The following is a 24,147-nucleotide window of genomic DNA, read 5'->3' on the forward strand; positions in this document are numbered from 1 at the left end:
CATGGGGGTGAGGCCGCACTGGGCGGCCCGCAGTCCCGAAGGAGACCCCGATGCCCGAGTACGTCGTCCTCATCGTCGGTGACGCCGACCGCTGGTGGACCACCATGGACGCCGAGCAGCGCACCGCCGGCTACGCCGAGTACGGCCGCTTCGCCCAGCAGCTGACCGAGCGCGGCCACCGCATCACCGGCGGCGCCGAGCTGCACGCCACGAGCGAGGCCAAGCGCATCCCGGGGGGTGGCGGCCCCGTGACCGACGGGCCGTTCACCGAGACCGCCGAGCAGGTCGGTGGCTTCTACCAGGTCGAGTCCGACGACCTCGACGACCTGCTCGAGTGCTGCCGCATCATCGCGGCCCTCGGCGACACCGTCGAGGTGCGTCGCACGGTGCAGCCCGAGGACCGGCCCGCGTGAGCCGCCACCTGGTCCTCCTGCCGGCGCCCGAGGCCGAGTGGGCCCAGCTGCCGCCCGAGGAGCACGAGAAGGGGATGCGCTCGCACGAGCGGTTCCACCGCGACCTCGCCGCCGGCGGCCACCGCATCCTCGCGGTCTCGCCGCTCACGCCGTCCGAGCGAGCGCTCTCGATGCGGCCCGACGGCTCCGGTGGCGTGCTCGTCACCGACGGCCCGTTCACGGAGTCGGCCGAGCAGGTCGTCGGCTTCTACCTCCTCGAGACCGACGACCGCGCCGACCTCGTGCGCCTGTGCACCGAGTTCGCGACCCGCGGCGAGCACCTCGAGTTCCGGGACCTCGTCGAGGACGGCGAGCACAACCACGGCGGTGCGTCGTGACCCGCTACGTCGTCCTCGTCGCGTACGAGCCCGGAGACTGGTCCGAGGCGTCCCCCGAGGTGCAGCAGGGGTACTTCGACGCGCACCACGCCTTCGAGCGGTACGTCGACACCCACGGCCGGCGCATCTCCGGGGCGCCGCTCGCCGACGCCGAGACCGCCACGACGCTGGCGCCCGGTGCTGCGGAGGACCGCGTGGTCACCGACGGGCCGTTCGTCGAGCTGGCCGAGCAGGTCGGCGGCTACTACGACGTCGAGCTCCCCGACCTCGACGCCGCCATCGCCGCGGCCCGGCTCCTGCCGAGCGCGTACACCGTCGAGATCCGCCCCGTCGTCGAGATCCCGGACCACCCGCCGCTGTGACGGCCGACGAGGTCCTCACGGCGACGGTCCGGGACGAGTGGGGGCGCCTCGTGGCGCTCCTCCTCGGCCAGTTCCGCCGCCTCGACCTCGTCGAGGACGCCCTCGGGGACGCCGTCGAGTCGGCCGCCCGCCGGTGGCCGGCCGACGGCGCCCCCGACAAGCCCGCCGCCTGGCTGCTCACCGCGGCCCGGCGCCGGGTGCTCGACCGGCTGCGCGGGGAGGCGATGGCCGCCCGCAAGGAGCCGTTGCTCGTCGTCGAGGCCGAGCGCGGGACAGGAGGAGGGGCGATGGTCGACCCCGGAGGTCTCGTCGAGGACGACCGGCTGCGCCTGGTCCTGCTCTGCTGCCACCCGTCCCTCGGGCCCGAGGTCGCGAGCGCGCTCGCGCTGCGGCTCGTCGTCGGCGTCTCGACGGCCGACATCGCGCGCCTCTTCCTCGTGCCGGAGCCGACGATGGCGGCGCGGATCACGCGCGGCAAGAAGAAGATCGTCGCCGCGGGCATCCCCTATGCGGTGCCCGGCCGCGGCGACCTCCCCGGGCGGCTGCGCGTCGTCGCGCAGGTGGCCTACCTCGCGTTCACGGCGGGCTACGCGCCGGGCTCGGGCCCGGACCTGCTGCGGGCCGACCTCGCCGGCGAGGCCGTCCGGCTCGTGCGGGTGACCCACGCACTCGTGCCCGACGAGCCCGTGCTGCGCGCGCTCCTCGCGCTCGTCCTGCTCCAGCACTCGCGGCGCGACGCGCGGGTCGACGCGGAGGACGGGCTCGTCCTCCTGCCCGACCAGGACCGCGGGCTGTGGCACCACGACGAGGTCGCCGAGGCGGTCGACCTGCTCGCCGGGGTGGCGCCGAGCCCCGACCCGCTCGTCGAGTCCTACCGGCTCCAGGCCCTCGTCGCTGCGGAGCACGCCCTCGCGCCGACCTCCGACGCCACGCGCTGGGACCGCATCTGCGAGGCCTACGCGGCTCTGCTGCAGGTCAACCCGTCGCCCAGCGCCCGGCTCGCCGCGGCCGTGGCCCTGTCCGAGAGGGACGGTCCCAAGGCCGGGCTCGCCGCGCTCGACGGCCTCGAGGCCCTCGCCGGCAGCCACCGGCTCGCCGCGGTCCGCGCCGAGCTGCTGGCCCGCGCCGGGGACGACGCGGCGCTCGCCGCGTTCGACGAGGCGATCCGCCTGTGCGGCAACGACGTCGAGCGCGCCCACCTGCTTACCCGGCGCGAGGCCGTCGCCGCCGGGTGACGCGCGAGGACCTGCCGGGGCAGGGCACCGCCTCCCCACGTCGCGGGAGGGTGCCCGGCCCCGACGGGCCTGCGCCGGGGTCGACGAGCGTCAGGCAGCGCCGCTCGTCGCGACGGCCGTCGCCGGGAGCACGACCGAGAGCCGGCCGGCCCCGTACCCCTAGACCGTGACGACCATGTCGTCGCGGGTCAGTGAACCCTCCATCGGGGGCAGCACCTCCGGCGGCGGGGCCGCGTTGAACCACACGCGGCCGAGCCTGACGTGCGGTCCTCCGCCGCCGTTGAACAGCGAGGTGAAGACGTTGAGCGCCTCCGAGAAGCCGGACTCGACGGGTGGGGTGGTCTCCCCGTCCTTGACGAGGCCCTCGGCGGCGGGGCGGGCGTCAGCGACAGGCACGCGCCGAGCCGGACGACGAGCTCGTGCTCGGCGACGAAGAGCGCCGCGAGGTGGCCGTCGTCGCCGACGAGCTCCGCGGTGGTCGTGCGCCGGTCGCCGGGCACGGGGTGGCCGACCGCGGAGTCGACCGCGCAGTCGTGCGCGAGGAGGCGCTCGAGCAGGTCGCGCGCCTCCTTGCGCTCCGGGAGGCCGGTGTGGCCGGCGACCCGCTCCTCGACCGTGACCGTCGCGACCGGGGCGTGCACGCCGCGGCCGAGGACGGGGTCGAGGTGGAGCGCGAAGGACTCGGCCGTGAACGGCTTGCCGATGAGGAAGAGCGCCCCGGCCTGCAGGGCCTGACCCCGCATGAGCGAGGAGCCCTCGGAGGTGATGAAGCCGAACGGGGTCGCGTCGCCCGCGGCGCGCAGCGCCACGAGGAACTCGATGCCCGTCATCTCCGGCATGTTCCAGTCGGACAGGACGAGGTCCGGCCGGTGCGACGCGACGAGCTCGAGCCCGGCGGGGTGCCGGGATCTGTCACCCGACGCATCGACCGGGTGCGCCCGCCGGTTGACGAAGATTCGGTCAAGAAGCGCGCGCAAGCCACGGTCCGTCCGCCGGCCCGGTCGTCCCACGGGCCACATCGGCACCGTCCTGCACGACGAGCGACGAATTCCGTCGCCGGAATGACGATTTCCGTCAGAAGGCATGGACATCCGGCTCCGGACGGCGCACACTGGGCTCGCGCAGGGACGGAAACCGCAGGGGGTTTCCCAACCGACACGACGGAGGCCTCGGCCTCCTGGCGGACGACTCCGGTGCAGGGACCGGGCGAGACCGCTGACGGGGCGGCACCGACATCGGTGCCGCCCCATTCGTCGTGCGCGGGGTGGCCGGTCCCACTACCCGTGGGTACGGACAGGCTCGCGCGGCGCCGTGCGGATGGTGGAAGGATCGGGGGCGTAGGGCCACCACCACGTCACGAGGAGAACACCGTGCCCATCGCAACGCCCGAGGTCTACGCCGACATGCTCGACCGGGCCAAGAACGGCTCGTTCGCCTACCCGGCCATCAACATCACGTCGAGCTCGACGATCACGGCCGCGATCCGCGGGTTCGCCGAGGCCGGCTCCGACGGCATCATCCAGGTCTCGACCGGTGGCGGCGAGTACGCCTCCGGCTCGACCGTCAAGGACATGGTCACCGGCGCCAAGGCGCTCGCCGCCTACGCCGAGGAGGTCGCGAAGAACTACCCGGTCAACATCGCGCTGCACACCGACCACTGCCCGAAGGACAAGCTCGACACCTTCGTCCGTCCGCTGCTCGCCGCCTCGGCCGAGCGCGTCAAGGCCGGGGGCCTGCCGATCTTCCAGTCGCACATGTGGGACGGCTCGGCCGTGCCGCTCGACGAGAACCTGCGCATCGCTGAGGACCTCCTCGCGCAGTGCAAGGCCGCGAAGGTCATCCTCGAGATCGAGGTCGGCGTCGTCGGCGGCGAGGAGGACGGCGTCGAGAACGCCATCAACGACAAGCTGTACTCCACCCCGGACGACGCGGTCGCCACCGTGCGCGCGCTCGGCTCGGGCGAGAACGGCTACTACATGACCGCGCTGACCTTCGGCAACGTGCACGGCGTCTACAAGCCGGGCAACGTCAAGCTGCGCCCCGAGGTCCTCAAGACCGCCCAGGACGCCGCCGCCTCCGAGCTCGGCCTCGACGCCGGCAGCAAGCCCTTCCACCTGGTCTTCCACGGCGGCTCGGGCTCGCTCCCGCAGGAGATCTCGGACGCGGTCGACTACGGCGTCGTCAAGATGAACGTCGACACCGACACGCAGTACGCGTACACCCGCCCGGTCGCCGACTGGATGCTGCGCCACTACGACGGCGTCCTCAAGATCGACGGCGAGGTCGGCAACAAGAAGCAGTACGACCCCCGTGCGTGGGGCAAGGAGGCCGAGGCCGGGATGGCGCAGCGCGTCGTCGAGGCCTGCCAGAACCTCCGCTCCGCCGGGACGCACCAGGGCTGAGCCCGCACCCACCGCAGCACCCGCACCTCCCTCCTCGCGGTTCACCCCGTCGAGTGAGCAGAACACGCCGTCCGGACCCATGTCCGGGCGGCGTGTCCTGTTCACTCGACGGGTGGGTGGGCCCCTCTGACGGCGGACGGGGGCGGCTAGCGTGGGGCCATGAGCACGAGCGACCTCCTCGGCATCCCGCCGACCCACCTGCCCGACGACCCCGCGGCCCGGCCGCTCGAGGACGGGGTCGCCCCCGACCAGGTGGCCGCCGCCCAGCCCGCCTCGTCCCTCGCGTGGGCGGTGCTCGCCGAGGACGCCCTCGCCGACGACCGCGTCGTCGAGGCCTACGCGTACGCGCGCACCGGCTACCACCGCGGTCTCGACGCGCTGCGGCGCAGCGGGTGGCGCGGCCAGGGCCCGGTGCCGTGGGAGCACGAGCCCAACCGCGGCTTCCTGCGCGCCCTCGCCGTGCTGGCGAAGGCGGCCGGGGCCATCGGCGAGGAGGAGGAGCGGCACCGCTGCGCCGAGTTCCTCCGCGCCTCGAGCGCGACCGGGGCGCGCGAGCTGGGGCTCTGACCCGCCGCCGCGCCGAGTCCCGCGGCGCGGCGTCCCCGCACCCGCGGAACCGGACGAGGGCCCGGCTGTCGTCGACACCCGGGCCCTGCCCGCCGCCGAGTCGCACCACCGGGTGCTGCGCGCTCCGCTCTCGCACGGAACGCTCGTCGCCCGGTGGTCCCCTGCGTCCTCGGCTGCGTTCGTCCATCGTGCCCGGTCGCTCGTGTGACGTGCGACACTAGGCGGTCAGTGGCAGCAAACGGCCACGTCAGGGGCGTGCAGGGGTGTGCGCCGATCGTCGGGGGGCACCGTGGTCGACCACGAGGACGGCAGGATGATGCTCCTGCTCGAGGAGCACCTGCGGCGCGAGCGCGAGCGCACCGAGTCGCGCCAGCGCGAGCTCGACGAGGCGGCGGGGCTGCTCGCCGAGGTCACGTCGCGCACGCTCGGTGCGCTGGACATGCGGGTCGAGCCGCTCGCCGGGTCGGTGTCGCCGGCCGTGGTCAACCACCTCCTGCGCGAGAGCCGCGGGATGGTCCGCAACTTCGTGCTGACCGTGGAGCGCGGGCCGGCGCTCGACGAGTCGACGGTGCGGGCCAACCGCGAGCGCATCGAGCGGGGGGACACGCAGCGGGCCATCTACCCGGCGGACGTCCTGACGACGCTCGCCGGCCAGCGCTGGCTGGGGGTGTGGGCCGAGGCCGGCGAGGACCAGCGGCTGCTGCCCGCGACCGCGACCGAGTTCGCCGTCTTCGGCGAGAGCGCGGTCGTCGCGCTCGGCGGCTGGGACGACCCGGACTCGGGGTACGTGCTGCTGCGCGACCCCCTCGTCGTGCGCCTCTACACGGACTACTTCGACCTCGCGTGGCGGTACGCGTCGCCGGTGCCGCGGGGCGGGGCTGCGGGGGGTGACGACGACCCCCGGCTCGTCGAGCTGCTCGGGCTGGGCATCAAGGACGAGGCCATCGCCCGCCACCTCGGGGTGAGCCTGCGGACGGTCCGGCGCCGGGTGTCGCGCCTCATGGCCGTCAACGGCGTCGACTCGCGCTTCCAGCTGGGGTGGGTGCTCGCCGAACGGCGCCGCTGACCGTCCGGCCACCGCGTCGCGGTAGGGTGGGGTGGACGAGGCCCCGGCGCGATCCGCGAGGGGCCTTCTCCGCGCCGGGGCACGGCCGTCCCGGACGCACCACGTGTCGGAAGGAGCCGGGATGCCGGCGATCGTGCTGGTCGGAGCCCAGTGGGGCGACGAGGGCAAGGGCAAGGCGACCGACCTCATGGGCACCGACGTCGACTACGTCGTGAAGTTCAACGGGGGCAACAACGCGGGCCACACGGTGGTCATCGCGGGCGAGGACGGGACGCGCGAGAAGTACGCGCTGCACCTCCTGCCGTCGGGCATCCTCACGCCGACGGTGACCCCGGTCATCGGCAACGGCGTCGTCATCGACCTCGAGGTGCTCTTCCAGGAGCTCGACGGGCTCGAGGCGCGCGGGGTCGACACCTCCAAGCTCGTCGTGTCGTCCAACGCCCATGTCATCGCGCCCTACAACCGGACGCTCGACAAGGTCACCGAGCGCTTCCTCGGCAAGCGCAAGATCGGCACGACCGGGCGCGGCATCGGTCCGACGTACGCCGACAAGATGAACCGCATCGGCATCCGCGTCCAGGACCTGTTCGACGAGGGCATCCTGCGCCAGAAGGTCGAGGCCGCCCTGGGTTTCAAGAACCAGGTGCTCGTGAAGATCTACAACACGCGCGCCGTCGACGTCGACCTCGTCGTCGAGGAGCTGCTCGGGTACGCCGAGCGGCTGCGGCCGATGGTCGCCGACACCACGCTCGTCCTCGAGAAGGCGCTCGACGCGGGCGCGAACGTGCTGCTCGAGGCCGGCCAGGCGACGCTGCTCGACGTCGACCACGGCACCTACCCGTTCGTCACCTCGTCGTCGGCGACCGCCGGTGGCGCGTGCACCGGCTCCGGCATCCCGCCGACGCGGGTGTCGCGGGTCATCGCCATCCTCAAGGCGTACACGACGCGGGTCGGCGAGGGTCCCTTCCCGACGGAGCTGTTCGACGACGACGGCGAGACGCTGCGCAAGACCGGCGCCGAGTACGGCACGACGACCGGCCGGCCGCGGCGCTGCGGGTGGGTCGACACCGTCATCGGCCGCTACGCGACCCGCGTCAACGGGGTGACCGACTTCGTCATCACCAAGCTCGACGTGCTCACCGGGTTCGAGCAGGTGCCGGTGTGCGTGGCCTACGAGGTCGACGGTGTGCGGCACGACGAGATGCCGGTGTCGCAGAGCGACTTCCACCACGCGAAGCCGGTGTACGAGATGCTCGACGGCTGGTGGGAGGACATCTCGGGGTGCCGGACCTTCGAGGAGCTGCCCGAGGCGGCGCAGCGCTACGTGCTGCGCGTCGAGGAGCTCATCGGGGCGCGGGTGTCGGCGATCGGCGTCGGCCCCGGTCGGCACGAGATCATCCAGCGGCACGCCCTCCTGGACTGAGCGCCACCGGGTCTGCCCGACGACGCCCCCTCCCGCCGAGCGCGGCCGAGGGGGCGTCGTCGTCGGTGGCCCGGGGTGAGGCGAGCGCCGGGCCGGGATGAGGGGAGCGGCGGGCCGGGTGAGGGGAGGGGCGGGCCTGAGCCATGGTGTGCTCTCCCGACCTCCATGCGCCGAGGAAGGTTTCCCTTCCACCCGGCAAGGTTTCCCTTCCACGAGCAAGCACCTGGGCTGGAGTGCGCCACCGGGCCGACCTGATCTCGCTGTGCCGTGGTCCCATCGTTCTGCCGGGGTGCTGTGGCGGGTCGGCAGGGCGAGGTCGGGGCGGCAGGGCGAGGTCAGGGCGGCACGGCGCGGATCCCTTGCGCCCCGGAAGGTTTCCCTTGCGCGGTGGACGGAGTGGTTGCGGAGTGGAAGGGAAACCTTGCCCAGTGGGAGGTAAACCTTCCGCAGCGCATGGAGGCTGGGAGAGCACACCGTGCCGCCCCGCCCTGCCAGGCCCGGCCTCGAACCTCAGGCGGGGCGCAGGACGTGCATCCGGTGGGCCGCCCGGGTCAGGACGACGTAGAGCACGCGCACCCCGCCCGGCGACTCCTCGGTGATCGCGTCGGGGTCGAGGACGACGGTCGCGTCCCACTCCAGGCCCTTGGTCGACAGCGGGTCGATGACCTGCACCCGCCCCTCGCCGGCCCCGTCGAGCACCGCCGCCCGCTGCGCCCACCGCTGCGGCGTGATGACGGCGATCGACCCGTCGACCTCGCCGAGCAGCGTCTCCACCGCCCCGCGCGCCTCGTCCACCAGACCCTCGGTCACCACACGGTCAACCGGGCGCACCCCGGTCTCACGCACGGCGTCGGGGATGTCGGCGTCCGGGACGAGCGGCAGGATGACGTCGCGCGCGTGGTCGAAGATCTCGCGGGCGTTGCGGTAGTTGGTGTCCATGTGGAACATCCGGCGCTCGAGCCCGGCGAAGGCCTCCTCGCGCGCCCGACCGGCCTCGGCGAGGTCCGGCCACGACGCCTGCGCCGCGTCACCGACCACCGTCCACGACGCCGTACGGCCCCGCCGCGCCACCATCCGCCACTGCATCGGCGAGAGGTCCTGCGCCTCGTCGACGAGCACGTGCGCGTACGCCGCGGCCCGCTCGATGCGGCCGGCCATCAGCCGCGCCCGCGCGTCACCCGGCGCGAGCACCGCCCGGGTGTCGGTGCGCGGCGCCCGCCCGAGCCCGACGCGCACGTCCTGCACACCGTAGGACTGCAGGTCGTCGAGCTCCTCGATGTCGTAGAAGCCCTGCTCCTCGCGCGTCACCTCGGGCACCGCCCCGAGCCGCGCGAGCAGGTCGTCGACGAGCGGCACGTCGGCCACCGACCACTCGCCGGTCGCGACGGCCTCGCGGTACGACGCCGCGAGCGCGGCCGCATCGCCCTGCGACAGCACCCCGCGCCCGACCCGGTAGGCGTGCTCGGTGTCGGTGAGCGTCAGCAGCACCTCGCGCGGGTCGAGCGGGCGCCACCACGCGGCGACGAACTCGTCGACGGCGCGCGAGTCCTCGAAGGCGCCGAGGAAGTCCGAGCGCTCGCCCTGGCGCACCGTGCGCCACGCGGCCTCGGCCAGCGCGGCCCGCGCGGCGGCGGCCCCGAGGTTGTGCTGGTGGGTGCGCAGCACCTCAGAGCGCACCCGGCGCAGGGCCTCCTCGTCGAGCCGGACGGCGTGCCCGGCGACGAACGCGCGGAAGGTGGTCGGCGCTCCGACCGGCGCCCGCGAGGCCAGCCGACCCAGCACCCGCCGGATGCGCAGCGACCCCTTGACCGCGGCGACCTCGGGGGAGTCCAGCCGCACGGCCGTCATCCCGTCGACGACGTCACCGAGCGCGCGCAGCGCCACCGACTCCTCGCCGAGGGAGGGCAGCACCCGCTCGATGTACGCCGTGTACGCGGACGACGGCCCGATGACGAGGATCCCGCCGTGCTCGAAGCGCCGCCGCTCGGCGTAGAGCAGATAGGCCGCCCGGTGCAGCGCGACGACGGTCTTGCCCGTGCCGGGGCCGCCGGTGATCTCGGTGACGCCGCGGGAGGGGGCGCGGATGGCCTCGTCCTGGTGGCGCTGGATGGTCGCGACGATGTCGCGCATCTGCCGGCCGCGGCTGCGGGTCAGGGCGGCCATCAGCGCGCCGTCGCCGACGACGACGATGTCGCCGGGCGCCTCGGGGACCATGAGGTCGTCCTCGACCCCGACGACCTGGGCGCCGCGGCAGCGCAGCACCCGCCGGCGCACGACCCCCATCGGGTCGACCGGTGTCGCCCGGTAGAACGCCGCGGCGGCCGGGGCACGCCAGTCGACGACGAGGGGCTCGTAGTCGTCGTCGCGCACACCGAGGCGACCGATGTGCCGGACCTCGCGCTCGGCGGCGGTCGAGTCCTCGGAGCCGAGGTCGAGCCGGCCGAAGACGAGGCCCTCGTACTGCGTGTCGATCATCGCCCGGCGGCGCGCGGCCGCGAAGACGAGTGCGTCGCGCTCGAACAGCCCGGTCAGCTCCTCGTCGCGCACGTCACCGGTCCGGTCGGTGCGCCCGCGGGCCATCCCGTCGGCCTCGACGTCGCGGGCGCGCCCGCTGGCCTTCTCGAGCTCGGCGTAGACGCGGTCGACGTGTGCCTGCTCGATCGCGATCTCGCGCTCGACGTCGGGGGAGGCCTCGGGCTGGCCCGGGTGGTGCGTGGTCACGGAGCCGCGGTCTCCTCGCAGGATCGGCTGGGCACGGAACTCACCAGTCTAGCCGCGTCACCAGCGCGGACGCCCCACGCCGCCCGGGCGCCGGTCGCCGGTGCGCGGCGGTGCCCGCGGCCCCTAGGCTGGCTGCCCGTGAAGGTCCTCGTCATCGGCTCCGGTGCCCGCGAGCACGCCATCGTCCGCGCGCTGTCGCTCGACCCCGCGCTCGACGCGGTCGTGGCCGCGCCGGGCAACCCCGGCATCGAGGCGGTGGCCCTCTGCGAGCCGCTGCCGGGCGGGGTCACGGACGTCGACGGCATCCTCGAGGTCGCCCGGCGCCACGCGGTCGGCCTCGTCGTCGTCGGTCCCGAGGCGCCCCTCGTCGCCGGCGTCGCCGACGCGGTCCGCGCCGCCGGCATCCCGTGCTTCGGGCCCTCGGCGGCCGCCGCGCGCCTCGAGGGCAGCAAGGCGTACGCCAAGGAGGTGATGTCGGCCGCCGACGTCCCGACGGCGATGGCCCACGTGTGCACGACCGAGGCCGAGCTCGCCGACGCCCTCGACGCCCTCGGCGCCCCGCACGTCGTCAAGGACGACGGGCTCGCGGCCGGCAAGGGCGTCGTCGTCACCGACGACCGGGCCGAGGCGCTCGCGCACGGGCTCGCCTGCCTGGCCAAGGACGACGGCCGCGTCGTCGTCGAGGAGTTCCTCGACGGCCCCGAGGTCTCCCTCTTCTGCCTCTGCGACGGCGAGTCCGTGGTCCCGCTGACGCCCGCGCAGGACTTCAAGCGCATCGGCGACGGCGACACCGGCCCGAACACCGGCGGGATGGGCGCCTACAGCCCGCTCGACTGGGCGCCGGACGGCCTCGTCGACGACGTCGTCGCCCGCATCGCGCAGCCGGTCGTCGACGAGATGGCCCGCCGCGGCGCCCCGTTCGTCGGCGTCCTCTACGTCGGCCTCGCCCTGACCCGCCGCGGCCCGCGCGTCATCGAGTTCAACGTCCGCTTCGGCGACCCCGAGACGCAGGTCGTCCTCGACCGCCTGCGCACGCCGCTGGCCCAGGTGCTGCTGGCCGCCGCCGAGGGCCGCCTCGCGCAGGCCGAGCCGCTGCGCTGGTCGGACGAGCACGCCGTCACGGTCGTCGTCGCGGCCGACGGCTACCCCGGCACGCCGCGCACCGGCGACCCGCTGGACGGCCTCGACGCCGTGCCCGGCGACCCCGACGCCTACGTCCTGCACGCCGGCACCGCGCGCGACGCCGACGGCGTCCTCGTCTCCGCCGGCGGGCGCGTCCTCTCGGTCGTCGCCCGGGGAGCGGACCTCGCGCAGGCCCGCGAGCGGGTCTACGCCGCCGTCGACACCGTGCGGCTCGACGGCGCGCAGCACCGCCACGACATCGCCGAGAAGGCGCAGCGCGGCGAGGTCACCGTCCCCGCCTGATCCGTCCCGACGCCGCGTCCTGCGACCGACTCAGGCCGTGAGCGCCGCGTGCGCGTCCGCGAGGTGGTCGAGGTCGTGCAGGTCGAGGACCTGGAGGTACAGGCGGCTCGCGCCGGCCTCGGCGAGCCGGCCGGCGCGCTCGCGGACCTCCTCGGGGGTGCCGGCCACGCCGTTGGCCCGCAGCTCGGCGACGTCTCGACCGATGGCCTCGGCGCGGCGACGCAGGGTCGCCTCGTCCTTGCCGACGCAGAGGACCTGGGCCGCGCTGTGGACGAGGCTCAGCGGGTCGCGGCCGTGCTCGTCGCAGACGGTGTCGACGCGCTCGAACAGCCGCGCGGTGTCGTCGACCGACGAGAACGGGACGTTGAACTCGGCGGCGTACCGGGCGGCCAGCGACGGCGTCCGCCTCTTGCCGGCGCCGCCGACGACGATCGGCACGCCGCCGGGCTGCGTCGTGCGCACGAGCGCCGGGTGCCCGCTCACCGGGTAGTTCGAGCCGTCGTGGTCGTACTCCGAGCCCTCCGGCGCAGACCACATCCCGGTGATGACGGCCAGCTGCTCCTCGAGCCGGTCGAAGCGCTCCCTGAGCGGCGGGAAGGGGATGCCGAAGGCGTGGTGCTCGGCCTCGAACCAGCCGGCGCCGAGCCCGAGCTCGACCCGGCCGCCGCTCATCTGGTCGACCCCGGCGACCGTGACGGCCAGCGGGCCGGGGAGCCGGAAGGGCGCCGAGGTGACCAGTGTCCCGAGCCGGATGCGCGAGGTGTCGCGGGCGAGGCCGGCGAGCGTCGTCCAGGCGTCGGTCGGGCCGGGGCGGCCGTCGCCGGACATGTGCAGGTAGTGGTCGGACCGGAAGAAGGCGTCGTACCCGAGGTCCTCGGCCGCGCGGGCCACCGCGAGGAGGTCGTCGTACGTGGCGCCCTGCTGGGGCTCGGTGAAGATGCGCAGGTCCATGCACCCACGCTACGCAGGTGCGGGCGCCCCGTCCCGACGGGTTCCGCGCACCCGGCCGGACCCGGCGGCGACGAGGAGCGCGACGAGCGCGCCGACGACCATCAGCTCGGCGAACCGGGGGCCGTCCATGCCCGGCCCGAACCACGCGACGACCCCGCCGACGAGCGCCGTCTGCAGGGCGACGCCGGTCGAGACCCCGAGGCCCTGGGCGGCGCTCGCCCGCCCGCGCTCGGCCTCGGGCGCGAGGGCCAGCAGCTCGGTCGACAGCACCGGCGAGAGGATGCCCATGCCGGTGGCGGCCGCGGCCCAGCCGACCATCCCGGCCGCGACCCCGACGACGTCGAGCGCCAGCAGCACCGGCCCCACCGACCCGACGGCGATGAGCAGCCCGCCGGCCCGGATGCGCGCCGCGGCGCTCGTGCGCGCCTGCACCCACGCCGTGCTGTTGAGCCACGACCCGGCCGCCCACAGCACGCCCGTCACCGACAGCGAGACGCCGGCGACGGCCGCGCTGACGTCGTGGGTCGTCACGAGCATGAGCGGGATGACCGAGCCGACACCGGTGAACGCGGCGGAGGTGAGCATCCGCAGCCCGACGACCGCCGGCACGCCGGCGCGCAGGCGGGCGGTGCCGCGGGGGAGGGCCCGGGCGGCCGAGAGGACGACCACGAGACCGCCGGCGAGCACGGTCGCCAGCCCGGCCGCCCGCGTGCTCGGGGACTCGAGCAGCGGAGCCGCGAAGGTCGTGACGGTCAGCCCGGCCGCGAGGGCGAAGGACGCCGCGAGCCGGGCGCCCGCGCCCTCGTCGACGTCCGGCGCCGGTGCGGGGCGGTCGCCGCGCAGTGCCGGACGCAGCAGCCAGAGGGCGAACGGGACGACGAGCAGCGGACCGGCGAACACCCAGCGCCAGCCGGCCAGCGACTCGACCCCGCCGGCGAACCCCGGCCCGAGGAGCGACGGCAGGATCCAGGCCGCGGCGAACGACGCGAACACCTTGGCGCGCAACGACTCCGGCAGCGCCTGGGCCACCAGCACCATGAGCGTGGTGTCGATGAGCGCCTCGGCGAGCCCCGACAGAGCGCGGCCACCGACGAAGACGACCATCGTCGGAGCGAGCGCCGAGACGACCTGCGCGACCCCGAAGACGCCGATGCCGGCGAGGAGCACCGGCCGGGGGCCGAACCGGTCGGTCCATCCGCCGGAGAGGGCCATCCCCACGGTGAAGGTCACGAGCGAAGCGCCGGTCGAGGCGCCGAAGAGCGCCCAGCCGTCGAGGTCGCGGACGACGACCGGGAGGACCGTCTGCACGGCACGGTTCTCGAAGGCCGCGAGGGTCACGAGCGCCACGACGCCGACGACGACCGGCAGGTACCGGCGGTCGAGGAGCCGCTCGGGCGGGGAGGAGCCGGGCGGCGGGGTGGTGGCGGGGTGCGCGTCGGTCGTGGTCACCAGAGGAGCCTCACACCTCAAGCGCACTTGAGGTCAAGTCGCTACCCTGCACCCGTGGACGGACACGACCTGCTGGCCATCGGCGAGGTGGCGGAGCGCTCCGGCGTCAGCGTCGCGACGGTGCGCTTCTACGAGGAGAAGGGCCTGCTGACCTCGGTGCGCGACACCGCCAACCGGCGGCGCTTCGAGCGCCACGTCCTGCGGCGCATCGCCGTCGTGCGCGCCGGGCAACGGTTCGGGCTGGGGCTGACCGAGATCGGCGAGGCGCTCGCCGCCCTCCCCGCGGACCGGGCGCCGACCAAGCGTGACTGGGAGCGCCTCTCGCGGCGCTGGCACGACGAGCTGACGGCGCGCATCGAGGCGATGGAACGGGTGCGCGACGGGCTGTCGTCGTGCATCGGCTGCGGCTGCCTCTCGCTGCGGTCCTGCCCCGTCTACAACCACGACGACGAGCTGGCGACCGAGGGGCCGGGGGCCCGCCGCTGGCCGGCCGCCGCCCGCGGCCACTGACGTCCCCCCCACGAACGACGAGGACGTGCCGTGCGGCCCGCAGGCCACGTGGCACGTCCTCGTCGGTGGACGGAGGGGGTGGTCAGGCCCCCATCGTCACGGCCTGCGCCTCCTCCTCGGAGTCGATGCGCTCGGCGCCGTGGCCGGGCTCGGCGTCGACGCTGCGCACGAAGGAGTGGCCCGTCGAGAGCACCGCGACGGCGAGGACGACCGCGCCGGCGCCGACCCAGAACGGGATGTGGACCGAGCGCTCGCCGAGCGTGCCGGCCAGCCACGGGGCCACCGCGCCGCCGGCGAACCGGACGAAGCTGTAGGCCGCGGAGGCGACGCTGCGCTCGACGGGCGAGACCTTCATGACCGTCTCGGTGATGAGGGTGTTGTTGACGCCGAGGAAGCCGCCGGCGAGGACGACCATGACGACGAGCACGGTCTTGTTCTCGGTGAACACGGCCATGACGGCGAGGATGACCGCGAAGCCGAGCAGGGCGCCGACGATGCCGGCGAAGGTGCCGACGTGGCGCTGGACCCACGGGGCGACGACGACGGAGGTCAGCGCCAGGAGCAGGCCCCAGCCGAAGAACACCAGGCCGGTGCCGTGCGCCGACATGTCGAGCGGGAACGGCGTGAAGGCCAGGAGGGTGAAGAAGCCGAAGTTGTAGAGCAGCGCGGTGAGGCCGACGGTGAGCAGCCCGCGGTGGCCGAGGGCGCGCAGGGGGGCGCTGAGCGGCGTCGGGTGCGGCTTCTCGTTCGCCGCGGGGAGGGTGACCCACGTGGCGACGAGGGCGATGAGCATCAACGCGCTGACGCCGAAGAACGGTCCGCGCCAGGAGATCCCGCCCAGCGCACCACCGACGAGCGGCCCGGCGGCGATGCCGAGGCCGAGCGCGGCCTCGTAGAGGATGATCGCCTGCGCGACCGAGCCGCGGGCGGCGTTGACGATCGTCGCGAGCGCGGTGGCGATGAACAGGGCGTTGCCGAGCCCCCAGACGGCGCGGAAGCCGACGATGCCGTTGACGCTGTCCTGCATCCCGGCCAGGCCGGCGCCGACGATGATGATCGCGAGGCCGATGAGCAGGGTGCGCTTGGCGCCGATGCGGCTCGAGATGAAGCCGGTGATGAGCATCGCGAGGCCCATGACGGCCATGTAGCTCGTGAAGAGCAGGGAGACCTGGGAGGGGGTGGCCCCCAGGTCGTCGGCGATCGGCTTGAGGATGGGGTCGACGAGGCCGATCCCCATGAAGGCGACGACGCAGGCGAACGCCACGCTCCAGACGGTCTTCGGTTGGCGCCACATGGGCAGGGGTTCCTCTCGGTCGGGGGTCAGGAGCCGGCGCGGCCGGGCTCGCGGGCGGGGGTGGTGCGGGTCGCCTCGAGCAGCTCGGTGAGGACGGCGGTCGCCGTCCGGAGCCGCTCGGGGTCGGCGTCCAGCTGCTCGAGGACCGGGCGCAGGGCCGCGGCGCGGGCGCGCCGGGCGGTGGCCAGGGCCTCGTGACCCGCGGCGGTGAGGGACACGAGGGTGGCCCGGCCGTCGGCCGGGTCGGGGGTGCGGTGGGCCCATCCGGTGGCCTCCAGGCGCTGGACCTGGGTGGTCATCGTCGGCTGGCTCGTGGCGTCGACCTCGGCGAGCGCGGTGATCCGCGCCGGGCCGAGCTCCTCGAGGAGGGACAGCACGCGGGCCTGGGCCCACGGGATCTCGAGGTCGGCGTGCCGGCTGGCCCACCGGGAGAGCCCGGCGGCCGAGCGGAGCAGCTCGATGGCGAGGTCGTCCGTGTGCACCCGTCCACTTTACATAGGTAACCTATCCAAATCAAGCCGCGAGGTCGCTTCCCCCGGGAACGCTGCGCCTCACCCGGGAACGGTTGTCGGGTGAGGCGCGCGCGTATCGGGTCACCCGATACGCGCGTGACGCGTGGGGTGAGGGCGGTGGAGGGGCGACGCGGCGTGGGCGTGGGGCTGGAAGGATGGCCCCATGGCCGACGCCTCGACGCCCACGCCCGACGCCGCCCCCGTCCTCGACGGGTACGCCCACGTCTACTCGGGCAAGGTGCGCGACCTCTACGCGCCGCTCGACGACACCGGCGCCCCGCGCGAGGACCTCCTGCTCCTCGTCGCCTCGGACCGCATCTCGGCCTTCGACTTCGTCCTCGAGACCCCGGTACCGGACAAGGGCGAGGTCCTCACCCGGATGTCGCTGTGGTGGTTCGAGCAGCTGGCCGACCTCGTCCCCAACCACCTCGTCTCCACGGACGTCCCGGCCGCCGTCGAGGGCCGCGCGGTCCTGGTGCGCCGCCTCGGGATGCTCCCCGTCGAGTGCGTCGCCCGCGCCTACCTGACCGGCGGCGGGCTGCGCGAGTACCGCACCGACGGGACGGTCAGCGGCCTGCGCCTGCCCGAGGGCCTGACCGACGGCTCGCGCTTCCCGGAACCGCTTTTCACGCCGTCGACCAAGGCCCCGAGCGGGCAGCACGACGAGCCGATGTCCTACGCCGAGGTCGAGGCCCTCGTCGGCCCGGCGCTCGCCGCGAAGGCGCGCGACCTCACCACCCGCATCCTCGCCCGCGGCAACGAGCTGGCGCAGGAGCGCGGCATCATCGTCGCCGACACCAAGGTCGAGTTCGGGGTCGAGGACGGCGAGCTGGTCCTCGCCGACGAGGTGCTCACCCCCGACTCCTCGCGCTTCTGGCCGGCCGACCAGTGGGAGCCGGGCCGCCCCCAGCCGAGCTTCGACAAGGAGTTCGTCCGCGAGTGGCTCCTCTCGCCGGCGAGCGGCTGGGACAAGGCGTCCGGCGAGGCCCCGCCGCCGCTGCCGGACGACGTGCTGGAGCGCACCAGGGCCAAGTACGTCGAGGCCTACGGGCGCCTCACCGGCCGCTCGTTCTGACCCAGTCCGCGAACCGGCGCCCGTCGCGGGGCACGTCCGGCCCCGGCAGCAGCCCCGTGCGCAGACCGGCGACGGGTACCGGCAGCCCGACCACGCGCACCCGACCGCCGTCGCGCGCCGCGACCGCCCGGGCCATCGTCACCGCGTCGGTCTCGTCGGGCCCGGCGAGCTGACGGACCGCCGGTCCGTCCTCACGCGCGGCGCCCGTGGTGGGGCCGGCCCCGACGACGTCGGCGACGAGGTCGGCGACGGCGTCGGGGTGCACCGGCCGCAACCCCATCCGCGGCACCAGCGCGAGGCGTCCGACCCGCAGCTGGCCGAGGAAGGTCTCGGCGAGGCTGAACCAGGCCGTCGAGCGCACGATCGTCACCGGCACCCGGGCCACTGCGTACCCGGCCTCCTGGGCCGCCTTGCCCGCGTAGTAGCCGGAGGACCGCGCGACCACCGGTTCGGTGACCCCGACGATGGACACGACGACGACGTGCGCGACCCCGGCCTCGGCCGCGGCAGTCGCGACGGCCGTAGCGGCGGCGCGGAAGAACCCGACCGCGCGGCGCCGGGAGAGCGTCGTGAGGTTGAGGCAGTCGACGACGCAGCCGGCCCCGCGGAGCGTGCCGGCGAGGCCCGCGGAGGCGGTGACGTCGACGCCCGAGGCCCGCGACGCGCGCACGACCTCGTGCCCCCGCCCCTCGAGCCGGTCGGCCACCGCCGACCCCATCTCCCCGGTCCCGCCCAGCACCACGACCCGCATCGCCCCTCCTCGGGCTCGTCCGGCGTCCTCGCCGCCCAGCGTGCCACGCACCCGTCCGGGCCGGCACCCGGCTCTTCCCGCCGACGGGTGGGGAGGGACGGTGGGGCCGCGCCCCGGCCCGCGCCGGTAGCCTGAGCCCCGGCACACGCCACCCGCGCCGCACCCCTCGGGAGACCCGCACCATGGTTCCGTCGCACGCCCCCGTGCTGACCACCGTCCCCGGGGGCGCCGCCCTCTCGACCTTCCGGGCTGCCGGCGTGCTCGCCCGGCTGCGGGTCGTCGCGCCGCAGATCCGGGCGGTCTCGGCGCAGCACGTCCACTGGGTCGCGAGCGCCGCGCCGCTCGACGACGCCACCCACGCCACCGTCACCCGGCTCCTCACCTACGGCGAGCCCTTCGGCGGAGTGGCCGAGGCGCCGCACACCGCCCTCGTCGTCGTCGCCCCGCGCCTCGGGACGCTCTCGCCGTGGGCGTCCAAGGCCACCGACATCGCGCACAGCTGCGGGGTCGACGTGCGCCGCGTCGAGCGCGTCACCGAGTACCACCTGCTCGCCGACGAGCCGCTGACCCAGGACCAGTGGGCGCGCTGCGCCGACGTCCTCCACGACCGGATGACCGAGTCGGCCCTCCCGACGCGCGAGGCCGCGGCGGCGCTGTTCGACGAGCGCGAGGCCGAGCCGGTCGCCCACGTCGACGTCCTCGGCCGGGGCCGCGAGGCGCTCGAGGAGGCCGACCGCGACTTCGGGCTCGCGCTGTCGGACGACGAGGTCGACTACCTCGTCGAGGCCTTCACCGGGCTGCGGCGCAACCCGACCGACGTCGAGCTGATGATGTTCGCGCAGGCCAACTCCGAGCACTGCCGCCACAAGATCTTCAACGCCGACTTCGTCATCGACGGCGAGGCCCAGCCGCGCTCGCTCTTCGGGATGATCCGGCACACCGAGGAGGTCGCCGGCGCCGGCACCGTCGTGGCCTACAAGGACAACGCCTCGGTCATGGAGGGCGGCCCGCGCACGCGGTGGCTGCCCGAGCGGCCGGACGCCCCGAGCGCCTACCGCGGGCGCGACGGCGAGGTGCACGTCCTCATGAAGGTCGAGACGCACAACCACCCGACGGCGATCAGCCCGTTCCCCGGCGCGGCGACCGGTGCCGGCGGCGAGATCCGCGACGAGGGCGCCACCGGGCGCGGGTCGGCCCCCAAGGCCGGGCTCACCGGGTTCGCGGTCTCCAACCTCAACCTGCCCGGGACGCACGAGCCCTGGGAGGGTGCGGAGTACGGCGCGCCGGCGCACATCGCGAGCCCGCTCGACATCATGCTCGAGGGCCCGATCGGGGCGGCCGCGTTCAACAACGAGTTCGGCCGGCCGGGGCTCGGTGGCTTCTTCCGCGTCTACGAGCAGACGGTCGACGGCGTGCGCCGCGGCTTCCACAAGCCGATCATGAGCGCCGGCGGCATGGGCACGATCGACGCCGACCTCACCGAGAAGGTCGTCTTCCCGGCCGGCACGCTGCTCGTGCAGCTCGGCGGGCCGGGCATGCGCATCGGGATGGGTGGTGGCGCGGCGTCGTCGATGGCCGCCGGCGCCAACGCGGCCGACCTCGACTTCGACTCCGTGCAGCGCGGCAACCCCGAGATCGAGCGGCGCGCGCAGGAGGTCGTCAACCACTGCCGCAGCCTCGGCGCCGAGGGCAACCCCATCCTCGCGATCCACGACGTGGGGGCCGGTGGGCTCTCGAACGCCTTCCCCGAGCTCGTCGACGGCGCCGGCCTCGGGGCCCGCTTCGACCTGTCGGCCGTGCCCCTCGAGGAGTCGGGCCTCGCGCCGAAGGAGGTGTGGTGCAACGAGTCCCAGGAGCGGTACGTCGTCGCCATCGCCCCGGAGTCGCTGCCGACCTTCGCCGCCCTCTGCGAGCGGGAGCGCTGCCCCCACGCCGTCGTCGGCGTCGCGCGCGACGACGGGCAGCTGGTCCTCGCCGACGGTCCCGACGACGTCGAGGGCGAGGAGCGGGCCATCGACATGCCGATGGAGACGCTGCTCGGCAAGCCGCCGCGGATGACCCGTGACGTCGCGCGCGTGCACCGCGAGGGCGACGACCTCGACGTCGATGCGCTCGACCTGCGTGACTCGGCCTACGCGGTGCTGCGGCACCCGACGGTCGCGTCCAAGCGTTTCCTCGTGACCATCGCCGACCGCACCGTCGGCGGCCTGACCCACCGCGACCAGATGGTCGGCCCGTGGCAGGTGCCCGTGGCCGACGTCGCCGTCACCCTGGCCGACCACGTCGGCTTCGCCGGCGAGGCGATGGCGAGCGGTGAGCGGATGCCGCTGGCCTCCGTCGACGCTCCCGCCTCGGGGCGGATGGCCGTCGGCGAGGCGCTGACCAACCTGCTCGCCGCCCCGGTGGCCGCGCTCTCGCGGGTCAAGCTGTCCTGCAACTGGATGGCCGCGTGCGGCGAGCCCGGCGAGGACGCCGCCCTCTACGACACCGTCCACGCCGTCGGCATGGAGCTGTGCCCGGCCCTGGGCATCTCGGTGCCGGTCGGCAAGGACTCGCTCTCGATGCGCACCCGCTGGACCGACCACATGGGCGACGCCAAGCAGGTCACCTCGCCGGTGTCGCTCGTCGTCACGGCCTTCGCGTCGCTGGAGGACGTCCGGGGCACCTGGACCCCGCAGCTGCGCGACGGGTCGGCCCTCGTGCTCGTCGACCTCGGCGCCGGCCGCGACCGCCTCGGCGGCTCGATCCTCGCGCAGGTGTCGGGTGCCTTCGGCCGCGAGGTCCCCGACCTCGACGACCCCCGGCGCCTGGTGTCGCTCGCCGCGGCCCTCACCGAGCTGCGCAAGCGCGGGCTCGTCACGGCGTACCACGACCGCTCGGACGGCGGCCTCTGGGCCGCGGTGTGCGAGATGGCCTTTGCCGGCGGCATGGGCCTCGACGTCGAGACCGCTTCGGTGGCAGCGCTGTTCGCCGAGGAGCTCGGCGCCGTCCTCGGCGTGCCCGAGCGCGCCGTCCCCGAGGTCGTCGAGGTGCTCGGCGCCCACGGGCTCGCCGACGTCGCGTCCGTCGTCGGCCGCACCGTCAGCGAGCGCCGTATCCGCGTGGCCGTCGACGGAGCGCGGGTGCTCGAGGAGCGCGTCCGCGACCTCGCGCAGGCGTGGGACGAGGTGTCGTGGCGGATGTCCGTGCTGCGCGACAACCCGGGTGCGGCCGACGAGGAGCACGCCGGCGTCGGCCGCGACGACGACCCCGGCCTCGTCGTCGCCCCGAGCTTCGACCCGACCGACGACGTCACGCTGCCCTACCTCTCGACCGGCGTCCGCCCCAAGGTCGCCGTGCTGCGCGAGCAGGGCGTCAACAGCCACGTCGAGACCGCCTTCATGCTCGACGCCGCGGGCTTCGACGCCTACGACGTGCACATGACCGACCTCCAGTCGGGGCGCTTCGACCTCGCCGACGTCCAGGGACTCGTCGCCGCGGGCGGCTTCTCCTACGGCGACACCCTCGGCGCCGGCGAGGGCTGGGCGCGCTCGGTCCTGTTCTCCGAGAGGCTGACCGAGCAGTTCCACGACTTCTTCCACCGCGACGGCACCTTCGGGCTCGGCATCTGCAACGGCTGCCAGATGTTCGCCGCGCTCGCCGACCTCGTCCCGGGGGCGGAGGCGTGGCCGCGGTTCACGCGCAACCGGTCCGAGCAGTACGAGGCACGGCTGACGCAGGTCGAGGTGCTCGAGAGCCCGTCGGTCCTCATGGCCGGGATGGCGGGCAGCCGCCTCCCCATCGCCGTCGCGCACGGCGAGGGCTTCGCAAACTTCTCGGCCCGGGGCGACCTCGGCGCGGTGCACCAGGTGGCGCGCTTCGTCGACCACCACGGTGCGCCGGCGACGACGCATCCGTTTAACCCCAACGGGTCGCCCGGCGGGCTGACGGCGGTGACGACGACGGACGGCCGGTTCACCGCGATGATGCCGCACCCCGAGCGGGTGTCGCGCAACGTCCAGATGTCGTGGACGAGCGGCGACGTCGACGACGAGAGCCCGTGGCTGAGGATGTTCCGCAACGCTCGCGTCTTCGCGGGCTGACCGACGACAGGAGGGGGACCGCGGTGCTGACGTCCGACGAGGTGCGCAGGAGCACGTTCACGCAGACCCAGTTCCGGGACGGGTACGACGAGGGCGAGGTCGACGACCTCCTCGACGCCGTGGCCGACGCGCTGCGGGCGCACGAGGGGGCGGGGCCACCGCCCCGCCGCCCGCTGACGGCCGCGGACGTCCGCGCCTCCCGGCTCTCCACCACCCGGATGCGCCGGGGCTACGAGATGGGCGAGGTCGACGCGCTGCTCGAGCGCGCCGCCGAGGCGCTCGCCGCGCACGAGGGGGAGCGCGCCGCCGGGCGGCCCGCGCCTGCCGCGTCCACGACGCCGCCGGCGGCCACCGGACCGCGCGAGGGGCTCGGGGCCCGGCTCCTACGCGTCCTGCGCGGCGACCCCCGCGGATGAGCCCGCGCGGCGTCGACGACCTCGCCATCGCCCGGTGGCGGTTCCGGACGCTGCTGCTCGACGGCGCCTCGGCGCCGGACGCGTCCGCGGCGGTCTGCTCGCTGCTCGCCGTCCAGGCCGAGAACCCCGAGCAGACGGCGTGGGCGCTGGCCGCGCGCACGACCGGCCTGACGCGCACCGGGCTGGCCGGGCTGGTCGGGGACGGTGAGCTCGTCCGGCTGCACGTCCTGCGCCCCACGTGGCACCTCGTCCACCGCGACGACGTGCGGTGGCTGCTCGAGCTGACCGGCCCGCGGGTGCGCCACCAGCTCGGCCGCCAGCTGGAGCGCGACCTCGGCCTGCCGCCGGAGCGGGTCGCGCTGCTCGGCGACCTCGTCGAGCAGGTGCTGACCGAGACCCCCGACCGCACGCGGGACGAGGTCGCGGACGCCCTGCGCGCGGCGGGTGAGGAGCTGACCGGGATGCAGCTCATGGTCCTGCTGGCCCACCTCGAGCTCGGCCTGCGGGTCGGCAGCGGCCGGCCGCGCCCGGACGGCGGGGTCGGCCGGCACACCTACGCACCGCTGGCCGACCGGCTCCCGGCATCCGCCCCGCTCGACCGCGTCGAGGCGCTGGGCGAGCTCGCGCGGCGCTACGCCGTGGGCCACGGGCCGGTGACCGAGCGCGACCTCGCGTACTGGGCGACCCTGCCGCTCGGGGACGTGCGTGCCGGCCTCGCCGCGGCCGCCGAGGACCTCGCGTCCTTCGAGCACGACGGCCGCACCTGGTGGCACGCCCCCGGCGAGGAGCCGCCACCGCGCTCGAGGGCCCCGCGCGTGCACCTCGTCCACCTGCTCGACGAGTGGTACCGGGGCTACCAGGACAGCCGGCGCGTCGTCGACGTCGCGGGGCGGCACCCGGTGGGACGGGAGCCGTCGATCGGGCTGCTCGTCGTCGACGCGCAGGTCGCGGGCACCGCGCGGCGCACCGTCCGGGGCGGGGCGCTGGAGGTCGAGGTGGCGCCCTACCGGCCGCTGACCCGGGCCGAGCGGCGCGCGCTCGAGGCCGAGGCGGCGGCGCTGGCCCGCTGGCTGGGTCGCGAGCCCGTCCTCACCGTCACCGCCCGCGCGACCTGAC

The 24,147-nt window shown here is 74.9% G+C and carries 21 protein-coding genes; 14 read left to right on the forward strand and 7 right to left on the reverse strand.

All coding sequences use genetic code 11. From position 1 onward, the window contains the following. Positions 1-50 precede the first annotated feature (50 nt). The 4 genes from IG69_RS0101495 to IG69_RS0101510 are packed head-to-tail and all read left to right on the forward strand — an operon-like array spanning position 51 to position 2,387. A complete protein-coding gene (locus tag IG69_RS0101495) occupies positions 51-413 on the forward strand; it encodes a YciI family protein (RefSeq protein WP_030526420.1) in 363 nt (120 codons plus the stop codon). Next, positions 410-790 (forward strand): YciI family protein, encoded by a 381-nt coding sequence (locus IG69_RS0101500; protein WP_051750004.1) that lies wholly within the window; start codon positions 410-412, stop codon positions 788-790. The genes IG69_RS0101495 and IG69_RS0101500 overlap by 4 nt, the downstream gene beginning before the upstream one ends. Further along, on the forward strand, positions 787-1,152 hold the full coding sequence (locus IG69_RS0101505) for a YciI family protein (protein ID WP_030526422.1): 366 nt from the start codon (positions 787-789) through the stop codon (positions 1,150-1,152). The genes IG69_RS0101500 and IG69_RS0101505 overlap by 4 nt, the downstream gene beginning before the upstream one ends. After that, the gene (locus IG69_RS0101510) at positions 1,149-2,387 is read left to right on the forward strand and encodes an RNA polymerase sigma factor (protein ID WP_030526423.1); all 1,239 of its coding nucleotides are present in this window, start codon (positions 1,149-1,151) and stop codon (positions 2,385-2,387) included. The genes IG69_RS0101505 and IG69_RS0101510 overlap by 4 nt, the downstream gene beginning before the upstream one ends. Positions 2,388-2,575: 188 nt before the next feature. Here IG69_RS0101510 and IG69_RS23165 read toward each other — a convergent pair whose 3' ends face one another. After that, positions 2,576-3,364: a response regulator gene (locus tag IG69_RS23165; protein ID WP_342666146.1), complete on the reverse strand. Its 789-nt coding sequence runs from the start codon at positions 3,362-3,364 to the stop codon at positions 2,576-2,578. A 393-nt stretch (positions 3,365-3,757) separates the two neighbouring features. On the opposite strand from IG69_RS23165, the gene fbaA reads away from it, so the two are divergent. The 4 genes from fbaA (at position 3,758) to IG69_RS0101540 (ending at position 7,845) form a co-directional block, all read left to right on the forward strand. After that, complete coding sequence (gene fbaA / locus IG69_RS0101520) at positions 3,758-4,789, forward strand: class II fructose-bisphosphate aldolase (RefSeq protein WP_030526425.1); 1,032 nt, start codon at positions 3,758-3,760, stop codon at positions 4,787-4,789. 159 nt (positions 4,790-4,948) lie between these two features. After that, entirely contained in the window at positions 4,949-5,356 is a 408-nt protein-coding gene (locus IG69_RS0101525) for a DUF3151 domain-containing protein (RefSeq protein ID WP_030526426.1), read from the forward strand. A gap of 313 nt (positions 5,357-5,669) precedes the next feature. Then, on the forward strand, positions 5,670-6,422 hold the full coding sequence (locus IG69_RS20730) for a helix-turn-helix domain-containing protein (protein WP_051750006.1): 753 nt from the start codon (positions 5,670-5,672) through the stop codon (positions 6,420-6,422). A gap of 121 nt (positions 6,423-6,543) precedes the next feature. Next, positions 6,544-7,845 carry an adenylosuccinate synthase gene (locus tag IG69_RS0101540; RefSeq protein ID WP_030526428.1) on the forward strand — a complete coding sequence of 434 codons (1,302 nt, stop codon included), beginning with the start codon at positions 6,544-6,546 and terminating at the stop codon, positions 7,843-7,845. A gap of 510 nt (positions 7,846-8,355) precedes the next feature. Here IG69_RS0101540 and IG69_RS0101545 read toward each other — a convergent pair. Continuing rightward, positions 8,356-10,566 carry a HelD family protein gene (locus IG69_RS0101545; RefSeq protein WP_030526429.1) on the reverse strand — a complete coding sequence of 737 codons (2,211 nt, stop codon included), beginning with the start codon at positions 10,564-10,566 and terminating at the stop codon, positions 8,356-8,358. A 138-nt stretch (positions 10,567-10,704) separates the two neighbouring features. On the opposite strand from IG69_RS0101545, the gene purD reads away from it, so the two are divergent. Beyond that, complete coding sequence (gene purD, locus IG69_RS0101550; RefSeq protein ID WP_030526430.1) at positions 10,705-11,991, forward strand: phosphoribosylamine--glycine ligase; 1,287 nt, start codon at positions 10,705-10,707, stop codon at positions 11,989-11,991. Positions 11,992-12,021: 30 nt separating this feature from the next. On the opposite strand, the gene IG69_RS0101555 is transcribed toward purD, so the two are convergent. Together IG69_RS0101555 and IG69_RS0101560 are read right to left on the reverse strand one after the other, a co-directional pair. Beyond that, positions 12,022-12,942, reverse strand: a complete 921-nt coding sequence (locus IG69_RS0101555; RefSeq protein ID WP_030526431.1) for an LLM class F420-dependent oxidoreductase — start codon at positions 12,940-12,942, stop codon at positions 12,022-12,024. Between the two features lie 9 nt (positions 12,943-12,951). Next, the gene (locus IG69_RS0101560; protein WP_051750008.1) at positions 12,952-14,391 is read right to left on the reverse strand and encodes an MFS transporter; all 1,440 of its coding nucleotides are present in this window, start codon (positions 14,389-14,391) and stop codon (positions 12,952-12,954) included. A 54-nt stretch (positions 14,392-14,445) separates the two neighbouring features. Here IG69_RS0101560 and soxR point away from each other — a divergent pair, with 54 nt between their 5' ends. Then, positions 14,446-14,901, forward strand: coding sequence for a redox-sensitive transcriptional activator SoxR (gene soxR / locus IG69_RS0101565; RefSeq protein WP_030526433.1), 456 nt, complete (start codon positions 14,446-14,448; stop codon positions 14,899-14,901). An 82-nt stretch (positions 14,902-14,983) separates the two neighbouring features. Here the strand turns inward: soxR and IG69_RS0101570 are convergent, their stop codons facing one another. Together IG69_RS0101570 and IG69_RS0101575 are read right to left on the reverse strand one after the other, a co-directional pair. Continuing rightward, complete coding sequence (locus tag IG69_RS0101570) at positions 14,984-16,195, reverse strand: MFS transporter (RefSeq protein WP_030526434.1); 1,212 nt, start codon at positions 16,193-16,195, stop codon at positions 14,984-14,986. A 26-nt stretch (positions 16,196-16,221) separates the two neighbouring features. Then, a complete protein-coding gene (locus IG69_RS0101575; RefSeq protein ID WP_030526435.1) occupies positions 16,222-16,677 on the reverse strand; it encodes a MarR family winged helix-turn-helix transcriptional regulator in 456 nt (151 codons plus the stop codon). A gap of 193 nt (positions 16,678-16,870) precedes the next feature. Between IG69_RS0101575 and IG69_RS0101580 the strand changes: the two genes are divergently transcribed. Then, positions 16,871-17,782 carry a phosphoribosylaminoimidazolesuccinocarboxamide synthase gene (locus IG69_RS0101580; protein ID WP_051750011.1) on the forward strand — a complete coding sequence of 304 codons (912 nt, stop codon included), beginning with the start codon at positions 16,871-16,873 and terminating at the stop codon, positions 17,780-17,782. Here IG69_RS0101580 and IG69_RS0101585 read toward each other — a convergent pair. Beyond that, positions 17,763-18,533, reverse strand: coding sequence for an NAD-dependent epimerase/dehydratase family protein (locus IG69_RS0101585; RefSeq protein WP_051750013.1), 771 nt, complete (start codon positions 18,531-18,533; stop codon positions 17,763-17,765). The two genes, IG69_RS0101580 and IG69_RS0101585, sit on opposite strands and share 20 nt — an antisense overlap. Before the next feature lie 182 nt (positions 18,534-18,715). On the opposite strand from IG69_RS0101585, the gene purL reads away from it, so the two are divergent. From purL to IG69_RS0101600, 3 genes are read left to right on the forward strand one after another with little or no spacing between them, the layout of a single operon-like run. Next, complete coding sequence (purL, locus tag IG69_RS0101590) at positions 18,716-22,615, forward strand: phosphoribosylformylglycinamidine synthase (RefSeq protein ID WP_030526438.1); 3,900 nt, start codon at positions 18,716-18,718, stop codon at positions 22,613-22,615. A 23-nt stretch (positions 22,616-22,638) separates the two neighbouring features. Beyond that, positions 22,639-23,031: a DivIVA domain-containing protein gene (locus IG69_RS20735; RefSeq protein WP_051750015.1), complete on the forward strand. Its 393-nt coding sequence runs from the start codon at positions 22,639-22,641 to the stop codon at positions 23,029-23,031. Continuing rightward, positions 23,028-24,146: a winged helix DNA-binding domain-containing protein gene (locus IG69_RS0101600; protein WP_030526440.1), complete on the forward strand. Its 1,119-nt coding sequence runs from the start codon at positions 23,028-23,030 to the stop codon at positions 24,144-24,146. Before IG69_RS20735 ends, IG69_RS0101600 begins: the two co-directional genes overlap by 4 nt. The last annotated feature ends 1 nt before the right edge of the window (position 24,147 follow it).

This window comes from Phycicoccus jejuensis, from assembly GCF_000720925.1.
Classification (GTDB): domain Bacteria; phylum Actinomycetota; class Actinomycetes; order Actinomycetales; family Dermatophilaceae; genus Phycicoccus; species Phycicoccus jejuensis.